Below are 17512 nucleotides of genomic sequence, written 5' to 3' on the forward strand. Positions count from 1 at the left end.
GGCAGAAGCCGGGTGAGCGGGGACGACAGCGCTAGTTCCGGCTCTCCTCCGCACGTGGGGCCGGCGACCAGGAGGCCGGCGCCGCGTCGATCACCTGTTCAGCCGCCGTTGGACTGGCGCACTCCCTCGGCGAGGGCGTCGAACCGGTAGACGTGCCCGCCGTCCGGCCCGCTCACCGTGGCGTACGCGTCGGTGGTCCCGGGCCGGATGGCGAGGTTGGTGGCGGAGTCGAGGTCGCCGTCGGCGGCGGGGACGGTGATCGTGGCGAGGTGCTCTCCGTCGGGGGCGTGGACGAGGATCCGCGGCACGCCGTGCACGGCCTGGTAGACGTTGCCCGCGGCGTCGACAGCGTTGGAGTCCGTCTGCGCCGTCCCGTTGTCGACGTGCATCCCGGTGTGCCCGGCCGTGACGGAGGTGCGGTCGTCGTTCAGGGTGAGGCGGTCGATGCGGTTGGCGTCGAGCTGGCTGACCCACAGCGCGCCGTCGTCGAGGTCGAAGGAGATGCCGTTGGGGTTGGGCTGGCGGTCGGCCAGGACGGTGACCTTCCCGGTGCGGTGGTCGACCCGAAGCACCCGGCCCGACGGCTCGGCGTCCGGGTAGGTCGTGTACGCGGAGTCGGTGACGAACATGTTCCCGGCGTCGTCGAACGCGAGGTCGTCGGGGTGCATCGCGGTGCCCTTGATCCGGCCGGCGGCGACGGTGCGCGGGTCCTCACCGCCCGGGGTGACGCTGAGGATCCGGCCGTTCGCGTAGTCCGTGAGGTACAGCCGTCCGTCGGCGGGGCTGAACTGCGCGGAGGTGTACGCGCCCTTGTCGTCCGTGTAGACGGTGCTGACCTCCTCGGTGTCCAGGTCGACCGCCATCACCTTGGGCCCGCCGGGCGGCGCGGTGACGTCCACCAGGTACAGGCGACCGTCGTCGCCGAACGTCGGACCCTCGAGCAGCGTCATCCCCGTCGCCTCGTGCACGGAGCTGACCTGGAGCACGTGCTCGGCCGTCCGCTCGGACGCCGTGCGGTCGGTGCCGCCGAGGGACGCGTCCCCCGACTGCGAGGCCGGCGCGGTCGCGCACCCGGCGAGCAGCAGCAGGGGAACGGCGGTCCATGCGACCGCTCGGGTGCGGATCGTGCGCCTCATGCGGTCACCCCCGTGCTGTCGCCGATGGAGGCGTCGGGCGGCACCAGGACATCGCCCATGTCGCCCTCGCGCCACGCGGCCAGCAGGCGGTGGAACGCGACGGGGCCGGGGCTGTACGACGTCGGGGTCGCGCGCCGCGTGCCCTCGCCGTTGTAGTAGCCGGGGGTGCACTCGGCGAGGAAGGCCGAGTTGTCGACCGCGACGTCGAGGATCGTGTCGCACCAGGCCTGCTCGGCCTCGGCGGTGGGCTCGACGTACCGGGCGCCCGCCTTGGCCGCCCGGGCCAGGACGGCGGCGATGTGCTCGGCCTGCTCGGTGAGGATGTGCACGAAGTTCACCGAGTTCGCGTTCTGCATCGCCCCCAGGTGGAACAGGTTCGGGAAGCCGTGGGAGGAGAAGCCGTGCAGGGTGCGCGGCCCGCGCCCCCACGCCTCGAGCAGCGTGGTCCCGCCGCGCCCGTGCACCGGCATCGTGCCCGAGACGACGCCGGAGACCCCGACCTCGAACCCGGTCGCGAAGACCACGCAGTCGACCTCGTACTCGGCCTCCCCCACGACGACGCCGGTCTCCGTCATGCGGGTGATGCCGCCGTGGTCGGCGGTGTCGACCAGGGTGACGTTCTCCCGGTTGAACGCCTGCAGGTACAGGTCGGAGAACCCGGGCCGCTTGCACATGTACCGGTACCAGGGCTTCAGCGCCTCGGCCGTGGCCGGGTCCTCCACGACGGCGTCGACGCGGGCGCGGATGCGGTTCATCGTCGCGAAGTCGGCCAGCTCGTCGAGGCGCTCGCGCTCGGCCGGCTCGAGCGTCGTGTCGACCGCGCCGGTGATCATCTGCCGCTGCAGGCGCGCCGTCGCCGTCCACCCATCCCGCGTGAGGTCCTCGTCCACGTCCTCGCCGGACAGGATCGCGAGGAAGTTCTCCATCCGCCGCAGCTGCCAGCCCGGCCGCAGGGACGCCGCCCACGCGGGGTCGGTGGGCCGGTTGTCGCGCACGTCCACCGACGACGGCGTGCGCTGCATGACGTACAGGTGCGCCGCGTCGCGGGCCACGTGCGGGATCACCTGCAGCCCGGTCGCCCCCGTGCCGACGACGGCCACGCGCTTGTCCGCGAGGCCCACCATCCCGCCCTCGGCGCTGCCGCCGGTGTAGCCGTAGTCCCACCGGCTGGTGTGGAAGGTGTGCCCGCGGAAGTCCTCGATCCCGGGGATCCCGGGGAGCTTCGGCTGCGTGAGGGTGCCGGAGGACACGATCACGTAGCGGGCGCGCATCGCGTCCCCGCGGTCGGTGCGCACGAGCCATTCCGCGGCGTCCTCGTCCCAGGTGAGCTCGGTGACCCGGGTGTGGAAGACGGCGTCGCGGTACAGGCCGTAGTGCTCGGCGATCCGCACCGCGTGCCGGCGGATCTCCTCGCCCGGCGCGTACCGCATCGACGGGACGTAGCCCGTCTCCTCCAGCAGCGGCATGTACACGTACGACTCGATGTCGCAGTGGATCCCGGGGTAGCGGTTCCAGTACCAGGTGCCGCCGAAGTCTCCGGCCTCGTCGAGCATCCGGATCGAGCCGAACCCCGCCTCGCGCAGCCGGGCGCCCGTCACCAGTCCGCCGAAGCCACCACCCACGACGAGCACCTCGACGCGGTCGGTCAGCGGCTCACGCTCCGTGCGCTCCGTGTACGGGTCCTTCGCGTAGTAGCCGAACTCCCCCGCGGCGCGGCGGTACTGCGCCAGGCCGTCCGGGCGGATGCGGCGGTCTCGCTCCCGGCGGTACTTCTCCCGCAACGCTGCCGGGTCGAACCCGAGGTCCGGCTCGAGCGCGGGACGCGTCGCGGATGCCGGGTCGGACGTGCTGCTGACGTGGGTCAAGGGGCTGCCTTTCGTCGAGACGCGGGCCGGGCCCGCGCCCCGACGCCCGGGGCACACCGAGGCACACCGAGGCCGGGGTCCGGCCCGGCCTCCTCACCGTGGCGACGAGCACCGGTGCCCCGGTCACCCGTCTCAGGAAACGTACATCACGGTACGTTTTGGCGACAGCCCGCCGCCCCGCGTGTCGAGGGGTCGGTACGCTCAGGTCCATGACGGAGGGTTCACCGGGGGCTCCCACGCGTCGCGACGCGGCGCGCAACCGCGAACGCCTCGTCGCCGCCGCACGGCAGGTCCTGGCACGGCAGGGCCCCGACGTCCCCCTCGAGGAGATCTCCGCCGCGGCCGGCGTCAGCCGGACGACCCTGCACCGCCACTTCCCCACCCGTGAGGACCTCGCCACCGCCGTCCTCGAGCAGAACGTCGCGGACATCGAGGCCCACGCCGCCGACCTGGCGGGCGACGCCCACGGGGCCGAGGCGCTCTTCCACCACCTGCTCGACATCCAGCGCGACGCCCCCTGGCTCGCCAGGGTCGTCGCCCGGCAGCAGGGCTCGGGGGTGGGTCACCTGGCCCGGCGCACCGCCGACGCCCTCGACCCCCTCGTGAGGCTGGCCCGCCGGCACGGCCGCACCCACCCCGGGGTGACGACCGACGACGTCCTCGCCGCACTGCCGATGGCCATGGCCGCCCAGGCGGCCGCCGAGCACCAGGGCGCGGACGGAGACCCGCGCCGGTGGGGGCAGGGCCGCACGATCCTGCACCGAGGACTGTTCACCACCCCACCGCCAGGCTGAGCCCGGCGGTCCGTCCCGCCGGCTTCGCCGTCAGGCCCCGTCGCCCGGGACCGCGCGCCGCGCAGGGATCGCGTCGAAGGGTGAGCCGATCTCAGGCACCGGCTCCGGCTGTCGCCCGCGCCGCGCCCTCCGCGCGGCACTGCGCGCAGGTGCCGAAGAGCTCCACCTCGTGGGTGATGTCCGCGAACCCGTACCTCGCCCCGACCTCGCTCGTCCAGCGCTCGACGCTCGGGCCGTCGATCTCCTCGGCACGGCCGCAGCCGCGGCAGACCAGGTGGTGGTGGTGCGCCCGCGTCTCGCAGCGCCGGTAGAGGTTCTCCCCCTCCCCGGTCCGCACCGTGTCGAGCTCGCCCGCGTCGGCGAGCCGCTGCAGCCCGCGATAGACGGTCGCGAGACCGACCTTGTCGCCGCGGTCGAGGAGCGTGCGATGGATCTCCTGCGCGCTGCGGAACTCGGCCATGTCGTCGATCGCGTCGTTGAGCGCCGCGCGCTGGCGGGTCATCCGTGCCACGGCGGTCACCTCCTTCACCCACGGGAACACCCGAGGATCTCACAGGATTCCTCGGGTGTTCCGCGGCGGGCCGACGGCGGGAACGGCGCCGAGCGGCCGCCCGGGGGCTATGCCGGCGCGTCGCAGGTGAGCCCGTCCCGCAGCGCGACGAGGTTGGCCCGCATGACGTCGAGGTAGTCGGCCTCGGGGTCGGCCTGCCCCTCGATCGGGTCGAGACGGTCCGTGGCGATGCCCAGGTCGTCGGCGAGCGTCTCGGCGACCTTGGGGCTGGTGATGACCTCGAAGTAGACGGTCCTGACGCCCGCCTCCTCGACCACGGACCGCACGTGGCGCAACCTGGCGGGCGAGGGCTCGACCTCCGGGTCGATCCCCACGATGCCGACCTGCTGGAGGTCGTAGCGCTCGGCGAGGTAGCCGAAGGCCTCGTGCGACGTGACGACGGTGGCCCCCGCGCACGGCGCCAGCTCGGTGCGGTACTCCTCGTCGAGGATGGCGAGCTCCTCGGCGAGCGCGTCGGCGTTCGCCGTGAACTCGGCGGCATGGTCGGGGTCGACCGAGGCCAGCCGGTCCGCGACGTCCCGGGCGACGTCGGCGAGCAGAGCGGGGTCCTGCCAGAAGTGCGGGTCCTCGGCGCCCTGGCCCGTGAGGCCGGCGACCTCGGCCGTGTCGAGGGCGAGCCGGGGCGGGCTCGTCGCGATCGCCTCGTCCACCGCGGCCTGCATGCCGGAGAGGTAGACCACGAGGTCGGCGCTGCCGAGCTTCCGCACCTGGGCGGGCGAGAGCTCCAGGCTGTGCGGGTCGGCCGCGGGGGGCGTGAGGTTGCTCGCCGTCACGTGCACGCCGCCGACCCGCTCGGCGACGAACTGCAGCGGGTAGAAGGACGCGAGGACGTCCAGCTTCTGGCTCCCTGACGCAGGGGCGCAGGCGCCGAGCGCCCCCGCGGACAGGACGCAGGCGAGCAGGGCGGTGAGGGTGCGGCGGGCGTGCGGACGCATGGGGAGGCTCCCGGGGTTGTGCTGCTGCTGGCATGCGACGGCGGCGGCACCCGCGGGTGCCGCCGCCGTCCGAAGGACGCGCCGGGCGTCAGTGCGACTCGCCCTCGCTCTCGTCGTGCTCGTGGTCGTGCTCGTGGTCGTGCTCGTGGTCGTGGTCGTGGTCGTCGGCCTCACCGAACTCGGTGGACCCGTCCTCGACGTTGCCGGAGATCCCGTTGATCTCGTTGGGCTCGACGTCGAGCGTGGCGGTGTTCCACACCTCGCCGGTCTCGATGTCGACGGCGCTGATGGTCTTGTTCGCCGGGTCCGTCACGTAGGCCGAGCCGTCGAGCACGAAGATCGCCGGGCGCGGCTGCTGCCACTCGACGGGCTCCTCCCACTCGTCGATGACGGGGATCGACGACGTGAGCTTCTTGGTCTCCGGGTCGATGACGTGGACCTGGCCGTCGGTGCCGAGCACCAGCGCCTCGCCGTCGTCACCGCGCGCCAGGGAACGGAAGGTGTAGCTGGAGGGCAGGTCGACCAGGGTCATCTCGCCGGTCGCCGTGTCGGTCAGGGACACGCGCGTGGGGCGCTCGAGCTCGGCGTCCGGGTCGGTCTTGTAGTCGCCGAGCACGACGCTCGAGGCCTCGGTGCCGGCCTGGTTGCCGATGCGACCGTAGGCGTCCGGGCTGTCGACCTTGGTGATCTTGCCGTCCTTGACGACGAGGACACCGTCCTCGCAGCCGATGAGCACGGTCTCGTCGGCGGCCATGGCCTCACCGTGCACACCAGGGCACTCGTCGGAAGCGGCGATCTCCTTGCCGTCCGCGTCCAGGACCCGGATGCCCGTGCGGGCGTCCTCGTCACCCTCGGACACCACGACCGTGCCGTCGGTCAGCTCCACCGCGACCCCGTGGTGGGCCTCGGGGGTGGTCAGCTCGCGGACCTCGCGCTCGGGGTCGGCGACGGCCGACGAGTCGAACATCTGGATCTTGCCCGTGCCGTCGTCGAACAGGGCCGTGCGCCCCTCGTGCACGACGACGTGTCCCGGAGTCGTCGCCTCGAACATCGTGTCGGTGAGCTCGGGCGCGGCGGAGTAGTAGTGCGAGTGGTCGCCGTGCGGCTCGGCCCAGGCGCCGCCGTCGAGCAGCTGGAAACCGCCCGTGGTCGAGACCAGCAGGTGGCGGCCGTCCCCGGCCCCGTTGAGCCGGTTGAAGCCCTCGAGCTCGAACTGCCCGACGGGCTCGAGCGTCCCGGCGTCGAGCACCTGGACGCCCCCGTCGTAGGTGACGGCGATCCGGGGGGTGTACGTGGCCTCCTCGGTGGCCTGGGGCCGCTCCTGCGCGGCGCTCTCCGATGCCGGCGCCTCTGCGGCGGCCTCCGGGTCCCCGGACGAGCAGGCGGCGAGGGCGATGATCGGCAGGGTGAGCCCGAGGGACACGAGCCCTCGGGAGCGCGTCCGCTTCCGTGCGGTCAAAGTCATGAGGTCAGTGGGCCCGCGGTGCACCGGCGGCGGTGCTCGGGCCCGCTCCTTTCCGTGGTTCTTCGGCGGCCGCGTCCACGACCGCCAGGGACGTTAGCACGAACGAGAATTATTCTCATTCGCGATTAGAGCTGGGTGCCGCGCCTCTTCAGAGGTTCGGGCCGATCACCGGCTGGACTTGGTCACGCCGGGGAGCTCGCCGCGGAGCGCCAGCTCACGCAACCGGAGCCGCGACAGCCCGAACCTGCGCGAGAAGCCACGCGGACGACCGTCGACGACATCGCGGTTGCGGACCCGGGACGGGCTCGCGTCGCGCGGCTGCCGATGCAGCCCCATCACCGCGACGGCACGCTGCTCCGGGGTCGACGACGGCGATGCGACGATCGCCTTCAGCTCGGCCCGCCGCTCGGCGTACCGGGCGACGACCGCCCGCCGTCGCTCGTCCGCGACGATCTTGGACTTCTTGGCCATCAGCGACCCCCGCGGCGATCGACGCGCCCGCGGGTCAGCCGGGCAGGCTTCCCGAGCACGAGCCGCCCAGGAGCAGGCCACCGGTCTTGACGCATCGTCACACCCGCTCCCCGCGCGCAAGGATCTCGGACACGACCACGTCGATCCCCTTGCGGTCGATCGTCCGGATGCCCTTGGCGCTCACCCGCAGGGTGACCGTACGGCCGAGCGAGGGCACCCAGTAGCGCTTCTTCTGGATATTCGGGTCCCAGCGACGCTTGGTGCGCACATGGGAGTGCGAGACGGAGTGGCCGAAGCCCGGGACGGTCCCGAGCACCTGACAGCGGGCGGACATGACGCCCCTTTCCTTCTGGACGGACCGGCTGTTGAGAACGTTTCTCAACTGGCTGGAGTCTCACACATCTGATACTCATTATCAATACGGAGTCGGTCGTGCCCCTGTTCGCCCGCCCCGTCCGAGACCCGGAAGGCCCGAGGGGTGCGGGGGGGAACCAAGGCGAATCGGGCGTGCTCCCCCGCTGAGCAGGACCGCGAGCCCTCGACAGGAGTGCCGCTGTCCCGGGGCGGTGAATGCCGCTCGTCCTGGTGCGAGCAGAGCCCGACGTCACGCCTCGCACCCCACGACTGCGGCACTGTCACCGAGTTGGTGCCGCCGTCCCCTGTGGTCGACGGCTGACGCGCGCTGAATCTGTCTCGCCCGGGAGGCGGCCAGCCACCGGAGGGCGGGGATGCCCGGAGGCGGGGGCGGTGGCTTCGCCGGCGACTCGGGCGTGTCCCTGACCACCGACGAGCCGGGGAACCTGCCCCTGCTGGTGAGCTTCGGCGAGAACGAGTCAGGGCGCGAGGAGGCCGCCGCGCTGGTCGACGAGATCGCCGCGGGCGGGTGTGACCCCGGCACGGCAGACGGCTCCGTCCCCCGGACTGGGGGACGGAGCCGTCGGCCGTGCCGTCAGGTCATGCGACTTCTTCGGCGATGTCGGCCCGGAGGGCCTCGAGGATCGTGCTCGTCACCTCAAACGGCCGCGAGACGGCGATCGCATGGGATGCCCCCGCGACCTCGTTGACGCCGCGCGCTCCCGCCCGCCCGGCCTCGGCCCGCAGCTCGGCGGCCGGGATGTTGCGATCCTCCTCGCCGAAGACGAACCAGGACGGGAGCGACCGCCATGCCGGAGCGTCCGTGGGCAGCCCGTCCCGGAGCGCGGCCTCCGTGACCGGCCGCTGCGTCCGAGCGAGCCGCGTCGCGTCCGCGAGCGGCACGTCGGCGGCGAACTGCGCGGGGAAGGCATCGAGGCGGATGGCGAGCTCGTTACCACCGCTGCTCACGGGGTAGGCCGTCAGTGCTTCGCCGAGCGTGCTTCCCGGGGACCGCGCCGAGAGCTCGAACGCGCTCTCGCCGTGGTCCGGGGCGAACGCCGCGACGTAGACGAGGCCGACGACGTCGGGGTTCCCCGCGGCGGCCTCCGTGATCACGATCCCGCCGTAGGAGTGGCCGACGAGCAGCACGGGCCGGCCGATCCCGGAGACGACGTCACGGACATAGGCCGCGTCTCCGGCCACGCCGCGCAGGGGGTTCGCCGCGGCGACGGCCTCGATGTCCAGCTCGTGCAGCCGGTCGATGACGCCGTTCCAGCTCGCGGACTCGGCGAACGCGCCGTGCACGAGCACGACGGTGGGGTACTGGGTGTCCATCTCGGTCTCCTGTCGGTTCGGTACGGGTGGATGGGAGTCGTCAGCCGGCGTGGAGCGCCGCGCGCAGGACCCCGACGGCCTGCGCGATCGCGCCGGACGACGCGGCCGACGGCCGCAGCGGGTTGAGCATCATGAAGTCGTGGATGGTCGCGTTGTAGCGCACGGTCGTGGTCCGCACCCCTGCCGCGACGAGCGTGCGGGCGTAGGCCTCTCCCTCGTCGCGCAGCACGTCGTTCTCGTCGACGACGACGAAAGCCTCCGGCAGCCCTGCGAGGTCCTCGAGCGTGGCCCGCAGCGGCGACGCGGTGATCTCCTGGCGCCGGGACACGTCCGGCAGGTACGCGTCCCAGAACCAGGCCATCGACTTGGCGAGCAGGAACGGACCCTCCGCGAACTCGACGTAGCTGGCCGTATCCTGGCCGGCGTCCGTCACGGGGTAGTACAGCGACTGGTGACAGAAGGTGACGTCTCCGCGCTGCTTGGCGAGGATCGCGACGGCGGCCGCCATGTTGCCGCCCACCGAGTCGCCGGCGACGGCGATCCGGGCGGGGTCGAGGCCCGCGTCCGCGCCGTGCCGCGTGATCCACTGCGCCGTCGCGTACGCCTGCTCGATCGCGACCGGGTAGCGGGCCTCCGGCGACCGGTCGTACTCGACGAACACCACGGCGACGTCGGCACCGGTGGCGAGGTCGCGGACCAGGCGGTCGTGCGTGGCGGCATCGCCCAGGACCCAACCCCCGCCGTGGATGTACAGGACGGCGGGCAGCGGCCCGGTGCGGCCGACCGGTCGGACGACCCTCACCCGGACGTCGCCGACGGAGGCCTGCACCACGAACCACTCCTCCTCGACGTCCGGCAGGTGCGTGGGCTGCGCCTGCACGTCGGCGAGGACCTTGCGCGCCTCGTCGGGCGTCATCTCGTAGAAGTAGGGTGGCTCCGCGGTCGCGTCGGCCATGGCCTGGGCCTCGGGCTCGAGAACGTGGTCGCTCATGGGGGATGTCCTTCCTGGGTCGGCCGGAGGTCGCCGGGACGCGTGCTGCGAGGCCGGACGACCGGTGGTGCCGACGGCGTGTGCCGTCTTGCCCTGAACGACCGGGCGTGATGCCCGCGCGTGACAGCGGGACGCCCTACTCGACGAGCTTTCCGTCGGCGGAGACGTCGTGCATGCGTTCGGCGATGTCGGTCGGGATCGGCGGGAGCGCCTCGCGGCGGACGCCGGCGCGCGGGGACCACACCAGGTTCACCTGGAGCTCCGGGTCCAGTTCCGGGTAGTCGGACCGGTTGTGGCACCCCCGCGTCTCCCGGCGTTCGAGTGCGCACTCCAGGGTCGCCCGCGCCGCGAGCGCGGCGGAGCGCAGGTCGAAGGCGTGGGCGAGGTCCTGGTAGCCGCCGATGTCGATGTGGATGCCGGCCCGCGTCATGCGGTGCTCGACCTCGTCGAGGGCGGTGAGGCCGGCGCGCAGGCCCGACTCGTCGCGCACCACGCCGGCGTGCTCGGTCATCAGGTCGCGGACGCTGCGTTGCAGCGCGCGGACGTTCTGGTCGCCGTCGGACGCGAGGAGGCGGTCGACCGACGACTCGGCGTCCCGCACCGCACCGAGGGACCTGCGCTGCGTCGCCAGCCCAGCCGAGTACTCGGCGGCAGCACGGCCCGTGATCCTGCCGTACACCAGGAGCTCGATGAGCGAGTTGCCGCCGAGCCGGTTCGCGCCGTGCAGCCCGCTGGACGCCTCGCCGATGGCGAAGAGGCCGAGCACGTCGGTGCTGTGGTCCTCGGGGCGCACCCACACGCCGCCCATCGAGTAGTGCGCGGTGGGTGCCACCTCGATCGGGTCACGCGTCACGTCGCGCACCTGGAGGTCCATGAGCGTCTGGTAGACGCGCGGCAGCCGGGTGAGGATCGTCTCGCGGGGCAGGTGCGAGAGGTCGAGCCAGACGCCACCGGCCCTGGTGCCGCGCCCCTCCTTGATCTCCGTGTACGACGCGAGGGCGACCCTGTCCCGGGTGGACAGCTCCATCCGCTCCGCGTCGTAGCGCGCCATGAAGCGCTCCCCCAGATTGTTGAGGAGGACGCCGCCCTCGCCCCGCGCGGCCTCGCTCACGAGGGTTCCCGCCGCGTTCTCGGGCTCGATCAGCCCGGACGGGTGGAACTGCACCAGCTCCGCGTCGCGCAGCCGCGCACCGGCCTCGGCGGCGAGGCGGAACGAGTCGCCGGTGTTCTCGTCGCGCCGCGACGACGTGCGTCGCCAGATCCGGGTGTGACCGCCGGTCGCGAGGATGACCGCGTCGGCGTGCACGAGGTAGCGCGAGCCGTCGACGAGGTCGAAGCCGTAGGCGCCGAACACCACCCCGTCGTTCACCAGCAACCGGGTGACGTACACCGTCGACAGCACGGGGACGTTCAGCTGCGCGGCGCGCTGGACCAGCGTGCGCTGCACCTCCAGCCCGGTGTAGTCCCCGACGAAGGCTGTGCGCCGGTAGGTGTGGGCGCCGAAGTAGCGCTGCGCGATCCGTCCGTCCGGCTGACGGTCGAACCGCATGCCGTAGCGCTCCAGGTCGTCGATCCCCCGCGACGCACCCTGCGTCACGACCTGCACGGTCCGTGGGTCGGCCAGGAGATAGCTCTCCTGGAGCGTGTCGGCGGCGTGCTGCTCCCACGTGTCGGCCGGGTCGGTCGTGGCCAGGGCGGCATTGATGCCGCCAGCTGCCAGCGAGGTGTGCGCGTCGGGCGCGGGCCGCTTGCCGACGGCGAGCACGGCCACGCCTGTCTCGGCGAGCTCGATCGCGGCGCGCAGGCCGGAGCCACCCGTCCCGATCACGAGCACCGAGGTGGCGAGCTGATGGATGCGTGGGGACACAGTTCCTCCTGCGGCGGACGTCGACTGTCCTTACTCGACCGCGTTGCGGGGACACCTGTGACAGGGACCGGTAGCCTGCCGCCGAGGGCGCCACCGACGAGGCCCCCGCGAGCCCCAGGAGTCCGATGAGCGCGCATCCGCTGCCCCATCTGGTCGGCCGCGGGACCGAGCGCGCCGCGCTCGACGACGTGCTCACGAGCCTGCGCGGCGGGAGGTCGGCGGTGCGCGTCGTGCGCGGCGGCGCGGGCGTCGGCAAGTCCGTCCTGCTGGACTACGTGGCCGCGCAGGCCTCGGGGGTCATCGTGACCCGGGCGCGGGGCGTCGAGGCGGACATGGAGCTGGCCTACGCCGGCCTGCAGCAGCTGTGCGGCCCGTTCCTCGGCGAGGTCGGGCGGCTCCCCGCACCCCAGCGCGACGCCCTGGAGGTGGCCTTCGGGACGGTGACCGGAGAACCGCCCGCCCGCTTCCTCGTCGGCCTGGCGGTGCTCAACCTCCTGACCCGTGCGTCCGAGCCGCGGCCCGTGCTGGTCGTCGTGGACGACGCGCAGTGGCTGGACCAGGCATCTCTCCTCACGCTCGAGTTCGTCGCCCGGCGTCTCCTGGCCGAGTCCGTCGCGGTGGTGGCCGCGGTGCGTGATCCCGAGGGGCACGGGGTCCTGGCGGGCCTCGCCGAGCTGCACGTCGAAGGCCTCGACCCGCGGTCGGCCGGTGAGCTGCTCGACTCCGCCGTCGACGGGCGACTGGAGGCTCCGGTGCGGGCGCGGCTCGTCGCGGAGACGCACGGGAACCCCCTCGCGCTCCTGGAGCTCTACCGGGGCCGCAAGGCCGCAGAGCTGGCCTACGGGCTCGATACCGATGCCGCCGGCTCGGTCCCCGATCGTGTCGAGGAAGACTTCGCCCGTCGTCTGGGAGCGCTCCCTTCCCCGACCCGGACCATCCTGCTCGTCGCCGCGGCCGAGCCAGTGGGCGACACGCGCCTCCTGCTGAGGGCCGCCGAGCACCTGGGCGTCGTCCCCGACGTCGCGCCCGCCAAGGCAGCTGGCCTCGTCGAGTTTGGGGAGTCCGTCCGGTTCCGCCATCCCCTGGCGCGGTCCGCGGTCTACCGCGCGGCGAGCACCGCGGAACGCCAGGCGGCGCACCGGGCCCTGGCCGCGGCCACCGATCCCGTGCACGAGCCCGACCGCCGCGCGTGGCATGCCGCGCAGGCATGCGACGGACCGGACGAGGAGGTCGCCGAGGGCCTGGAGCTGGCCGCGGACCGAGCTCGCCAGCGCGGCGGCATGGCCGCCGAGGCGGTGCTGCTCGAGCGCGCCGCAGCGCTCACGCCGGACGCACGGCGGCGGGGACGGCGCGCCCTCGCCGCGGCCGAGGCGCACTTCTCCGCGGCGGCACTCGACCGCGCGACGGAGATGGCGACCCTCGCCGACCTCTGCCCGCTCGACCCGACGGACCGCGCGCGGGTGAATCGGCTCCGCGCTCGCGTCCTCTTCGCACGCAGCCGCAGCGACGAGGCTGCTCCCCTGCTGCTGGAGGCCGCCGCCGGCCTCGCGTCAGCCGGCTCGCCCCTTGCCCGGGAGACCTACCTCGAGGCGATCAGCGCGGCGGTGTTCTCCGGTCGCGTCCACGGGCCCGCCGGGGTCGCGGCAGCGGCGCGCTCGGCTCGTGGCCTCGAGGCACGGCTGCCCGGAGCGAGTCCCTCGGACGCCCTGCTCGACGCGATCGCGACTCTCCTCGACGAGGGCACGGAGCGGGGGGTCGGCGCGATCCGGGCAGCCTTCGCGCCGTTCGCACAGGAGGTGCTGGACGACCACGGAGCCGCTGCCCGGTGGCTCCTGCTGGCACCGGTCGCGATGGAGGCGTTCTTCCACCACGCGTGGGACTTCGCCGCGTGGGACCTGATCTCGGCACGCGCGGTGCGCCTGGCCCGGGACGCGGGGGCCCTGGGCGTGCTCCCGCCGTCACTCGTGTACACCGCGGGCGTCGACGTGTTCCACGGCGACTTCGCGGGAGCGGCCCGGAAGATCGACGAGGCCGACACGATCGCCGCCGCCACCGGCAACGCCCCGTTCGCCTACGCGTCCCTCGTCCTGACGGCGTGGCGCGGCGAGGAGGCGGCAGCCGTCACGCTCTTCGACGACGCGCTCGCGCGAGCCACCGAGGGAGGCGAGGTGTCACTGCTCGCCGTCACCGGATATGTCCAGGGCGTGCTCTACAACGGGCTGGCGCGGTACGACCGGGCCCTCGCCGCGTCGCGCACCGTGATCGACCACGACGGGTTCAACTTCGTCGGGCTGGCACTGGTCGAGCACGTCGAGGCGGCCGTGCGCTGCGGCGAGCCTGACCAGGCTGCGGCCGCATTCGCCCGCCTGGACGCGCTGATCGGCGTGGCCGACACCGGATGGGCGCAGGGGCTGAGGGCGCGGTGCTCGGCGCTGCTGAGCACGGGCGGCGAGGCCGACGCGCTGTACCGCGCGGCCATCGAGCACCTCGACGGGGACGGGGTGACCGCAGAGGTCGCCCGCACCCATCTGCTCTACGGGGAGTGGCTGCGCCGGGAGGGCCGGCGGGCCGCCGCGCGGGAGCACCTGCGCAGAGCCCACGAACTGTTCGCCGCGATGCCCGCCGTCGCCTTCGCAGAGCGGGCCCGACGAGAGCTGCTCGCCACGGGCGCCCGGGTCCGAGCGCGTGACGCGACGGAGACGGCGCAGCTCACCGCGCAGGAGGCCCAGATCGCGACGCTGGCAGCGGACGGGATGACGAACCCGAAGATCGGGTCGGAGCTGTTCCTCAGCCCGCACACGGTCGAGTGGCACCTCCGCAAGGTGTACACGAAGCTCGGCATCTCCTCGCGACGCGAGCTCTCGCGGGCCTTGGGGCGCCTCGGCGCAACGGCCGGCGGCGCGTCCTCTCCCGTGTGAGCACGGCTCCTCGCAGCCTCCGGCGCCCCCACGCACCACCACGCACCACCACGCACCGGACCACGGGACTGCGTGGCGCGGCCGGCCCCGGTGCGGCCGAAGGGTGGGTTTGTCGCCCTCCCGGGCGGCCCGGACCGGAGGAGCCTCCATGGACACGTCGACGACCGAGCCCGTATGCACGATCGACACGGCCGGGGCGCGGCGCCCCCTCGACGACGACCTGGAGCGCGCAGGCGCGTTCTTCACCTCACAGCGCGCGCGCCTGTTCCGGATCGCCTGCCGCGTGACCGGCGGCGACGCCTTCAGCGCGGAGGATGTCGTCCAGGAGGCCTGGCTGCGGTGGCAGCGTACCGAGCGGGCCGAGGTGCGGAACCCCGAGGCGTTCCTCACCACGGCGACGACGCGGTTGGCGATCAACGTCGTGCAGTCGGCCAGCCGCCGCCACGAGCACCCGACGGACGCCCAGGCATCCCGGCCAGAAGGCGGCAGCACCGACCCGGCCGTCCGGGTGGACCAGACCGCCGCGCTCGCCGAGGCGCTCGGGATGCTCCTGTCCCGGCTGTCGGGCGGCGAGCTGGCCGCCTACCTGCTGCGGAAGATCTTCGACTACCCCTACGACGAGATCGCGCGCCTCCTGCGTACGAGCGTCGTCAACGCCCGGCAGCTCGTCCGCAGGGCGACACCTCGGGTCACGCACGGCCCGACCCGGACGCTCGTCGAGGCCGCGGACCACCGGCACCTCGTGAACGCGTTCCTCGCCGCGGCTCGGGAGGGCGAGGTCGGCCCCCTCGAGCGCCTCCTGGTGCTCCGGGGATCCCGGTCGGCGATGCCGGCGTAGCCACACGCCGACTGCCCGCCCCGCGGCACGTGTCACAGACGGTGCCGGAGCGCGGTCGGACGGGCGACAGGCAGCGGGTCGAGTCGCAGGTAAGGACGAGACTCACCGGGTTTCACCGGGGCGGCCAGCGCGTCGCCACGCCGGAAGCAGAGAGCGACTGGACCCCCTCGTCACCCCTGCCTGTCGCGCTCCCGAGCGGGCTCGTCAGCGCACCTGCTCCGTCGGGCGCACCAGGATCTCGTTGAGCGAGACGTGCGGCGGGCGTGTCACCGCGAAGAGGACGGTCTCGGCGACGTCGTACGGGTCCAGCACCCGGATCTCGCCGGCCATACGCGCAGCCAGAGCCCGCATCGCGGGGTCGGAGAGGTGTTCGGAGAGCTCCGTGTCGACCATGCCGGGCTCGACCATGACCACGCGGACACCCTGCGGCGCGACCTCCTGCCGCAGCGCCTCGGAGAATGCGTTGACGCCGTGCTTGGTGGCCGCGTAGACGCCCGAGCCGGCCGAGGAGACCCGACCCGACGTCGAGGACGTCTGCACGAGGGTCCCCCTGCTGGCCACGAGGTGTGGCAACGCGGCGTGCGAGACGTGCAGGGTGCCCAACAGGTTCGTGCGCACCATGCGCTCCCACTCGGCGGGATCCGAGTCCTGCACCGTGGCGGAGAGCATCACACCGGCGTTGTTGACGACGACGTCGAGCCCCCCGAGGATCTCGGCTGCCGCTGCGACCCCGGACCGCGCGGACGCCTCGTCGGCGACGTCGAGCAGCATCGGGGTCACGGCCCGGGCGGGTCCGGCGGCGCGCGCCGTCACCTCGTCGAGCCGGTCGGAGCGTCGGCCGGCGGCCACGACTCTCGCGCCGGCGCCCGCGAACGCCTCGGTGATCGCGGCTCCGATCCCCGACGACGCCCCGACGACCAGTGCCCGGCGACCTGTCATGTCCATGTCGTGCTCCTTCGACGTTTCAAGATGACCAACCGGTCATGTTGTCGACGCTAGCATGAAAGATGACCCTTGGGTCATGTTCGTGCTAGCGTCCGACCGACGGAGGGGGTGGGCATGCGTGCGGACGCCATGCGCAACCGCGAGGCGCTCGTGTCGGCCGCGGCGGCCGTGCTGGCCGACTCGGGCCTCGACGCCTCGGTCGCGGAGATCGCTGCGAGCGCGGGAGTCGCCAAGGGCACCGTGTTCCGGCACTTCGCGTCCAAGGAGGAGCTCGTGACGACCGTCGTCGCCCGGCTCGTGGAAGGGCTGGCCGAGCGGGCCGAAGAGCTGCTGGCGATGTCCGACCCGATGGCCGCGCTGAGCGAGTTCGTCGCCGCCGGGACGGAGCTGCAGGCGAGCGACCGGGCCTTCTGCCAGATGGCGGCCTCGGCCGAGCTGACCGCCCCGGGCCTGGCCGAGCGACGCGAGCGCCTCGAGGAGATCGCCGACCTCCTCGCCCGGCGCGCGCAGGACGCCGGACTAGTTCGTCCCGGACTGACCGGCCGGGACGTGGTCGGCCTCATGACGGCCGCCTACCAGGGTGCCTGCGCGACAGGGGACCCGGGGCGCTGGCCCTGGTTCCACGCGGTCATGGTCGAGGGGCTCCGCACGACCGATCATGGACCCCACGAGTCGCCATAGGGGCATGCCGCAGAGCAGGGGCCGTTTCGACTCTCGTAGGCGATCGTGGGTCCGAGGCATCCTTCGAACCCCTCTGACCGATCGAGTCGGCCAGTCAAGCTGTCAATGACTCCGGGGACAGGAATCCTCGGGGACGGCGGCACCGAAGGTGACTCGCATCGACCCGCACGAGGGCCGACACTGTCGCAGGCCGAAGCAGCGGACGACGACGGCCGCGCGGGCGCGACTTTGACCAGCAACACCGTCGCCTGGGTACCTCGTAGCCAGCCCCGTGGAGAGGTGGGAGTTGGTCCGTCCCGACACTTCCGCTGGGCAGGTTGCATCGATCCCTGCAGCAGCCGTGCCA

15 protein-coding genes are annotated in these 17512 nt (G+C 73.1%); 4 read left to right on the forward strand and 11 right to left on the reverse strand.

What is annotated here, in order from left to right:
• Nucleotides 1-98 precede the first annotated feature (98 nt).
• Nucleotides 99-1136, reverse strand: coding sequence for an SMP-30/gluconolactonase/LRE family protein (locus ACH436_RS05130; protein WP_430559075.1), 1038 nt, complete (start codon nucleotides 1134-1136; stop codon nucleotides 99-101).
• Nucleotides 1133-3001, reverse strand: a complete 1869-nt coding sequence (locus ACH436_RS05135) for a flavin-containing monooxygenase (RefSeq protein ID WP_430559076.1) — start codon at nucleotides 2999-3001, stop codon at nucleotides 1133-1135. The genes ACH436_RS05130 and ACH436_RS05135 overlap by 4 nt, the downstream gene beginning before the upstream one ends.
• A gap of 209 nt (nucleotides 3002-3210) precedes the next feature.
• On the opposite strand from ACH436_RS05135, the gene ACH436_RS05140 reads away from it, so the two are divergent.
• Nucleotides 3211-3795, forward strand: coding sequence for a TetR/AcrR family transcriptional regulator (locus tag ACH436_RS05140; RefSeq protein ID WP_430559077.1), 585 nt, complete (start codon nucleotides 3211-3213; stop codon nucleotides 3793-3795).
• Nucleotides 3796-3886: 91 nt separating this feature from the next.
• Here ACH436_RS05140 and ACH436_RS05145 read toward each other — a convergent pair whose 3' ends face one another.
• The 8 genes from ACH436_RS05145 to ACH436_RS05180 all read right to left on the reverse strand — a co-directional run bounded on the left by ACH436_RS05145 (nucleotide 3887) and on the right by ACH436_RS05180 (nucleotide 11784).
• Nucleotides 3887-4297 carry a Fur family transcriptional regulator gene (locus tag ACH436_RS05145; protein ID WP_430559161.1) on the reverse strand — a complete coding sequence of 137 codons (411 nt, stop codon included), beginning with the start codon at nucleotides 4295-4297 and terminating at the stop codon, nucleotides 3887-3889.
• A 116-nt stretch (nucleotides 4298-4413) separates the two neighbouring features.
• Entirely contained in the window at nucleotides 4414-5301 is an 888-nt protein-coding gene (locus tag ACH436_RS05150) for a metal ABC transporter substrate-binding protein (RefSeq protein WP_430559078.1), read from the reverse strand.
• Between the two features lie 88 nt (nucleotides 5302-5389).
• On the reverse strand, nucleotides 5390-6766 hold the full coding sequence (aztD, locus tag ACH436_RS05155; RefSeq protein WP_430559079.1) for a zinc metallochaperone AztD: 1377 nt from the start codon (nucleotides 6764-6766) through the stop codon (nucleotides 5390-5392).
• 165 nt (nucleotides 6767-6931) lie between these two features.
• The gene (gene rpsN, locus ACH436_RS05160) at nucleotides 6932-7237 is read right to left on the reverse strand and encodes a 30S ribosomal protein S14 (RefSeq protein WP_430559080.1); all 306 of its coding nucleotides are present in this window, start codon (nucleotides 7235-7237) and stop codon (nucleotides 6932-6934) included.
• 97 nt (nucleotides 7238-7334) lie between these two features.
• Complete coding sequence (gene rpmB / locus ACH436_RS05165) at nucleotides 7335-7571, reverse strand: 50S ribosomal protein L28 (protein WP_430559081.1); 237 nt, start codon at nucleotides 7569-7571, stop codon at nucleotides 7335-7337.
• A gap of 620 nt (nucleotides 7572-8191) precedes the next feature.
• On the reverse strand, nucleotides 8192-8926 hold the full coding sequence (locus ACH436_RS05170) for an alpha/beta fold hydrolase (protein ID WP_430559082.1): 735 nt from the start codon (nucleotides 8924-8926) through the stop codon (nucleotides 8192-8194).
• 40 nt (nucleotides 8927-8966) lie between these two features.
• On the reverse strand, nucleotides 8967-9917 hold the full coding sequence (locus tag ACH436_RS05175) for an alpha/beta hydrolase (RefSeq protein ID WP_430559083.1): 951 nt from the start codon (nucleotides 9915-9917) through the stop codon (nucleotides 8967-8969).
• A gap of 136 nt (nucleotides 9918-10053) precedes the next feature.
• Nucleotides 10054-11784 (reverse strand): FAD-binding protein, encoded by a 1731-nt coding sequence (locus ACH436_RS05180; protein ID WP_430559084.1) that lies wholly within the window; start codon nucleotides 11782-11784, stop codon nucleotides 10054-10056.
• Nucleotides 11785-11909: 125 nt separating this feature from the next.
• Between ACH436_RS05180 and ACH436_RS05185 the strand changes: the two genes are divergently transcribed.
• Nucleotides 11910-14702 (forward strand): AAA family ATPase, encoded by a 2793-nt coding sequence (locus ACH436_RS05185; RefSeq protein ID WP_430559085.1) that lies wholly within the window; start codon nucleotides 11910-11912, stop codon nucleotides 14700-14702.
• Between the two features lie 148 nt (nucleotides 14703-14850).
• Complete coding sequence (locus tag ACH436_RS05190; RefSeq protein WP_430559086.1) at nucleotides 14851-15540, forward strand: sigma factor; 690 nt, start codon at nucleotides 14851-14853, stop codon at nucleotides 15538-15540.
• A 204-nt stretch (nucleotides 15541-15744) separates the two neighbouring features.
• Here ACH436_RS05190 and ACH436_RS05195 read toward each other — a convergent pair whose 3' ends face one another.
• Nucleotides 15745-16485, reverse strand: a complete 741-nt coding sequence (locus ACH436_RS05195; RefSeq protein ID WP_430559087.1) for an SDR family oxidoreductase — start codon at nucleotides 16483-16485, stop codon at nucleotides 15745-15747.
• 114 nt (nucleotides 16486-16599) lie between these two features.
• Between ACH436_RS05195 and ACH436_RS05200 the strand changes: the two genes are divergently transcribed.
• Nucleotides 16600-17166: a TetR/AcrR family transcriptional regulator gene (locus tag ACH436_RS05200; protein ID WP_430559088.1), complete on the forward strand. Its 567-nt coding sequence runs from the start codon at nucleotides 16600-16602 to the stop codon at nucleotides 17164-17166.
• Nucleotides 17167-17512 lie beyond the last annotated feature (346 nt).

The sequence above is a fragment of the Isoptericola sp. NPDC019693 genome (genome assembly GCF_044389085.1).
Lineage (GTDB): Bacteria > Actinomycetota > Actinomycetes > Actinomycetales > Cellulomonadaceae > Isoptericola.

Excerpts from the sequence above, each read along its gene's own strand:
- ACH436_RS05140 (WP_430559077.1), top strand. The coding sequence starts at position 3,211 with ATGACGGAGGGTTCACCGGGGGCTCCCACGCGTCGCGACGCGGCGCGC.
- ACH436_RS05170 (WP_430559082.1), bottom strand. The coding sequence starts at position 8,926 with ATGGACACCCAGTACCCCACCGTCGTGCTCGTGCACGGCGCGTTCGCC.
- ACH436_RS05200 (WP_430559088.1), top strand. The coding sequence starts at position 16,600 with ATGCGTGCGGACGCCATGCGCAACCGCGAGGCGCTCGTGTCGGCCGCG.
- ACH436_RS05175 (WP_430559083.1), bottom strand. The coding sequence starts at position 9,917 with ATGAGCGACCACGTTCTCGAGCCCGAGGCCCAGGCCATGGCCGACGCG.
- aztD (WP_430559079.1), bottom strand. The coding sequence starts at position 6,766 with ATGACTTTGACCGCACGGAAGCGGACGCGCTCCCGAGGGCTCGTGTCC.
- rpmB (WP_430559081.1), bottom strand. The coding sequence starts at position 7,571 with ATGTCCGCCCGCTGTCAGGTGCTCGGGACCGTCCCGGGCTTCGGCCAC.
- ACH436_RS05190 (WP_430559086.1), top strand. The coding sequence starts at position 14,851 with ATGGACACGTCGACGACCGAGCCCGTATGCACGATCGACACGGCCGGG.
- ACH436_RS05185 (WP_430559085.1), top strand. The coding sequence starts at position 11,910 with ATGAGCGCGCATCCGCTGCCCCATCTGGTCGGCCGCGGGACCGAGCGC.
- ACH436_RS05130 (WP_430559075.1), bottom strand. The coding sequence starts at position 1,136 with ATGAGGCGCACGATCCGCACCCGAGCGGTCGCATGGACCGCCGTTCCC.
- ACH436_RS05145 (WP_430559161.1), bottom strand. The coding sequence starts at position 4,297 with ATGACCCGCCAGCGCGCGGCGCTCAACGACGCGATCGACGACATGGCC.
- ACH436_RS05195 (WP_430559087.1), bottom strand. The coding sequence starts at position 16,485 with ATGGACATGACAGGTCGCCGGGCACTGGTCGTCGGGGCGTCGTCGGGG.
- rpsN (WP_430559080.1), bottom strand. The coding sequence starts at position 7,237 with ATGGCCAAGAAGTCCAAGATCGTCGCGGACGAGCGACGGCGGGCGGTC.
- ACH436_RS05150 (WP_430559078.1), bottom strand. The coding sequence starts at position 5,301 with ATGCGTCCGCACGCCCGCCGCACCCTCACCGCCCTGCTCGCCTGCGTC.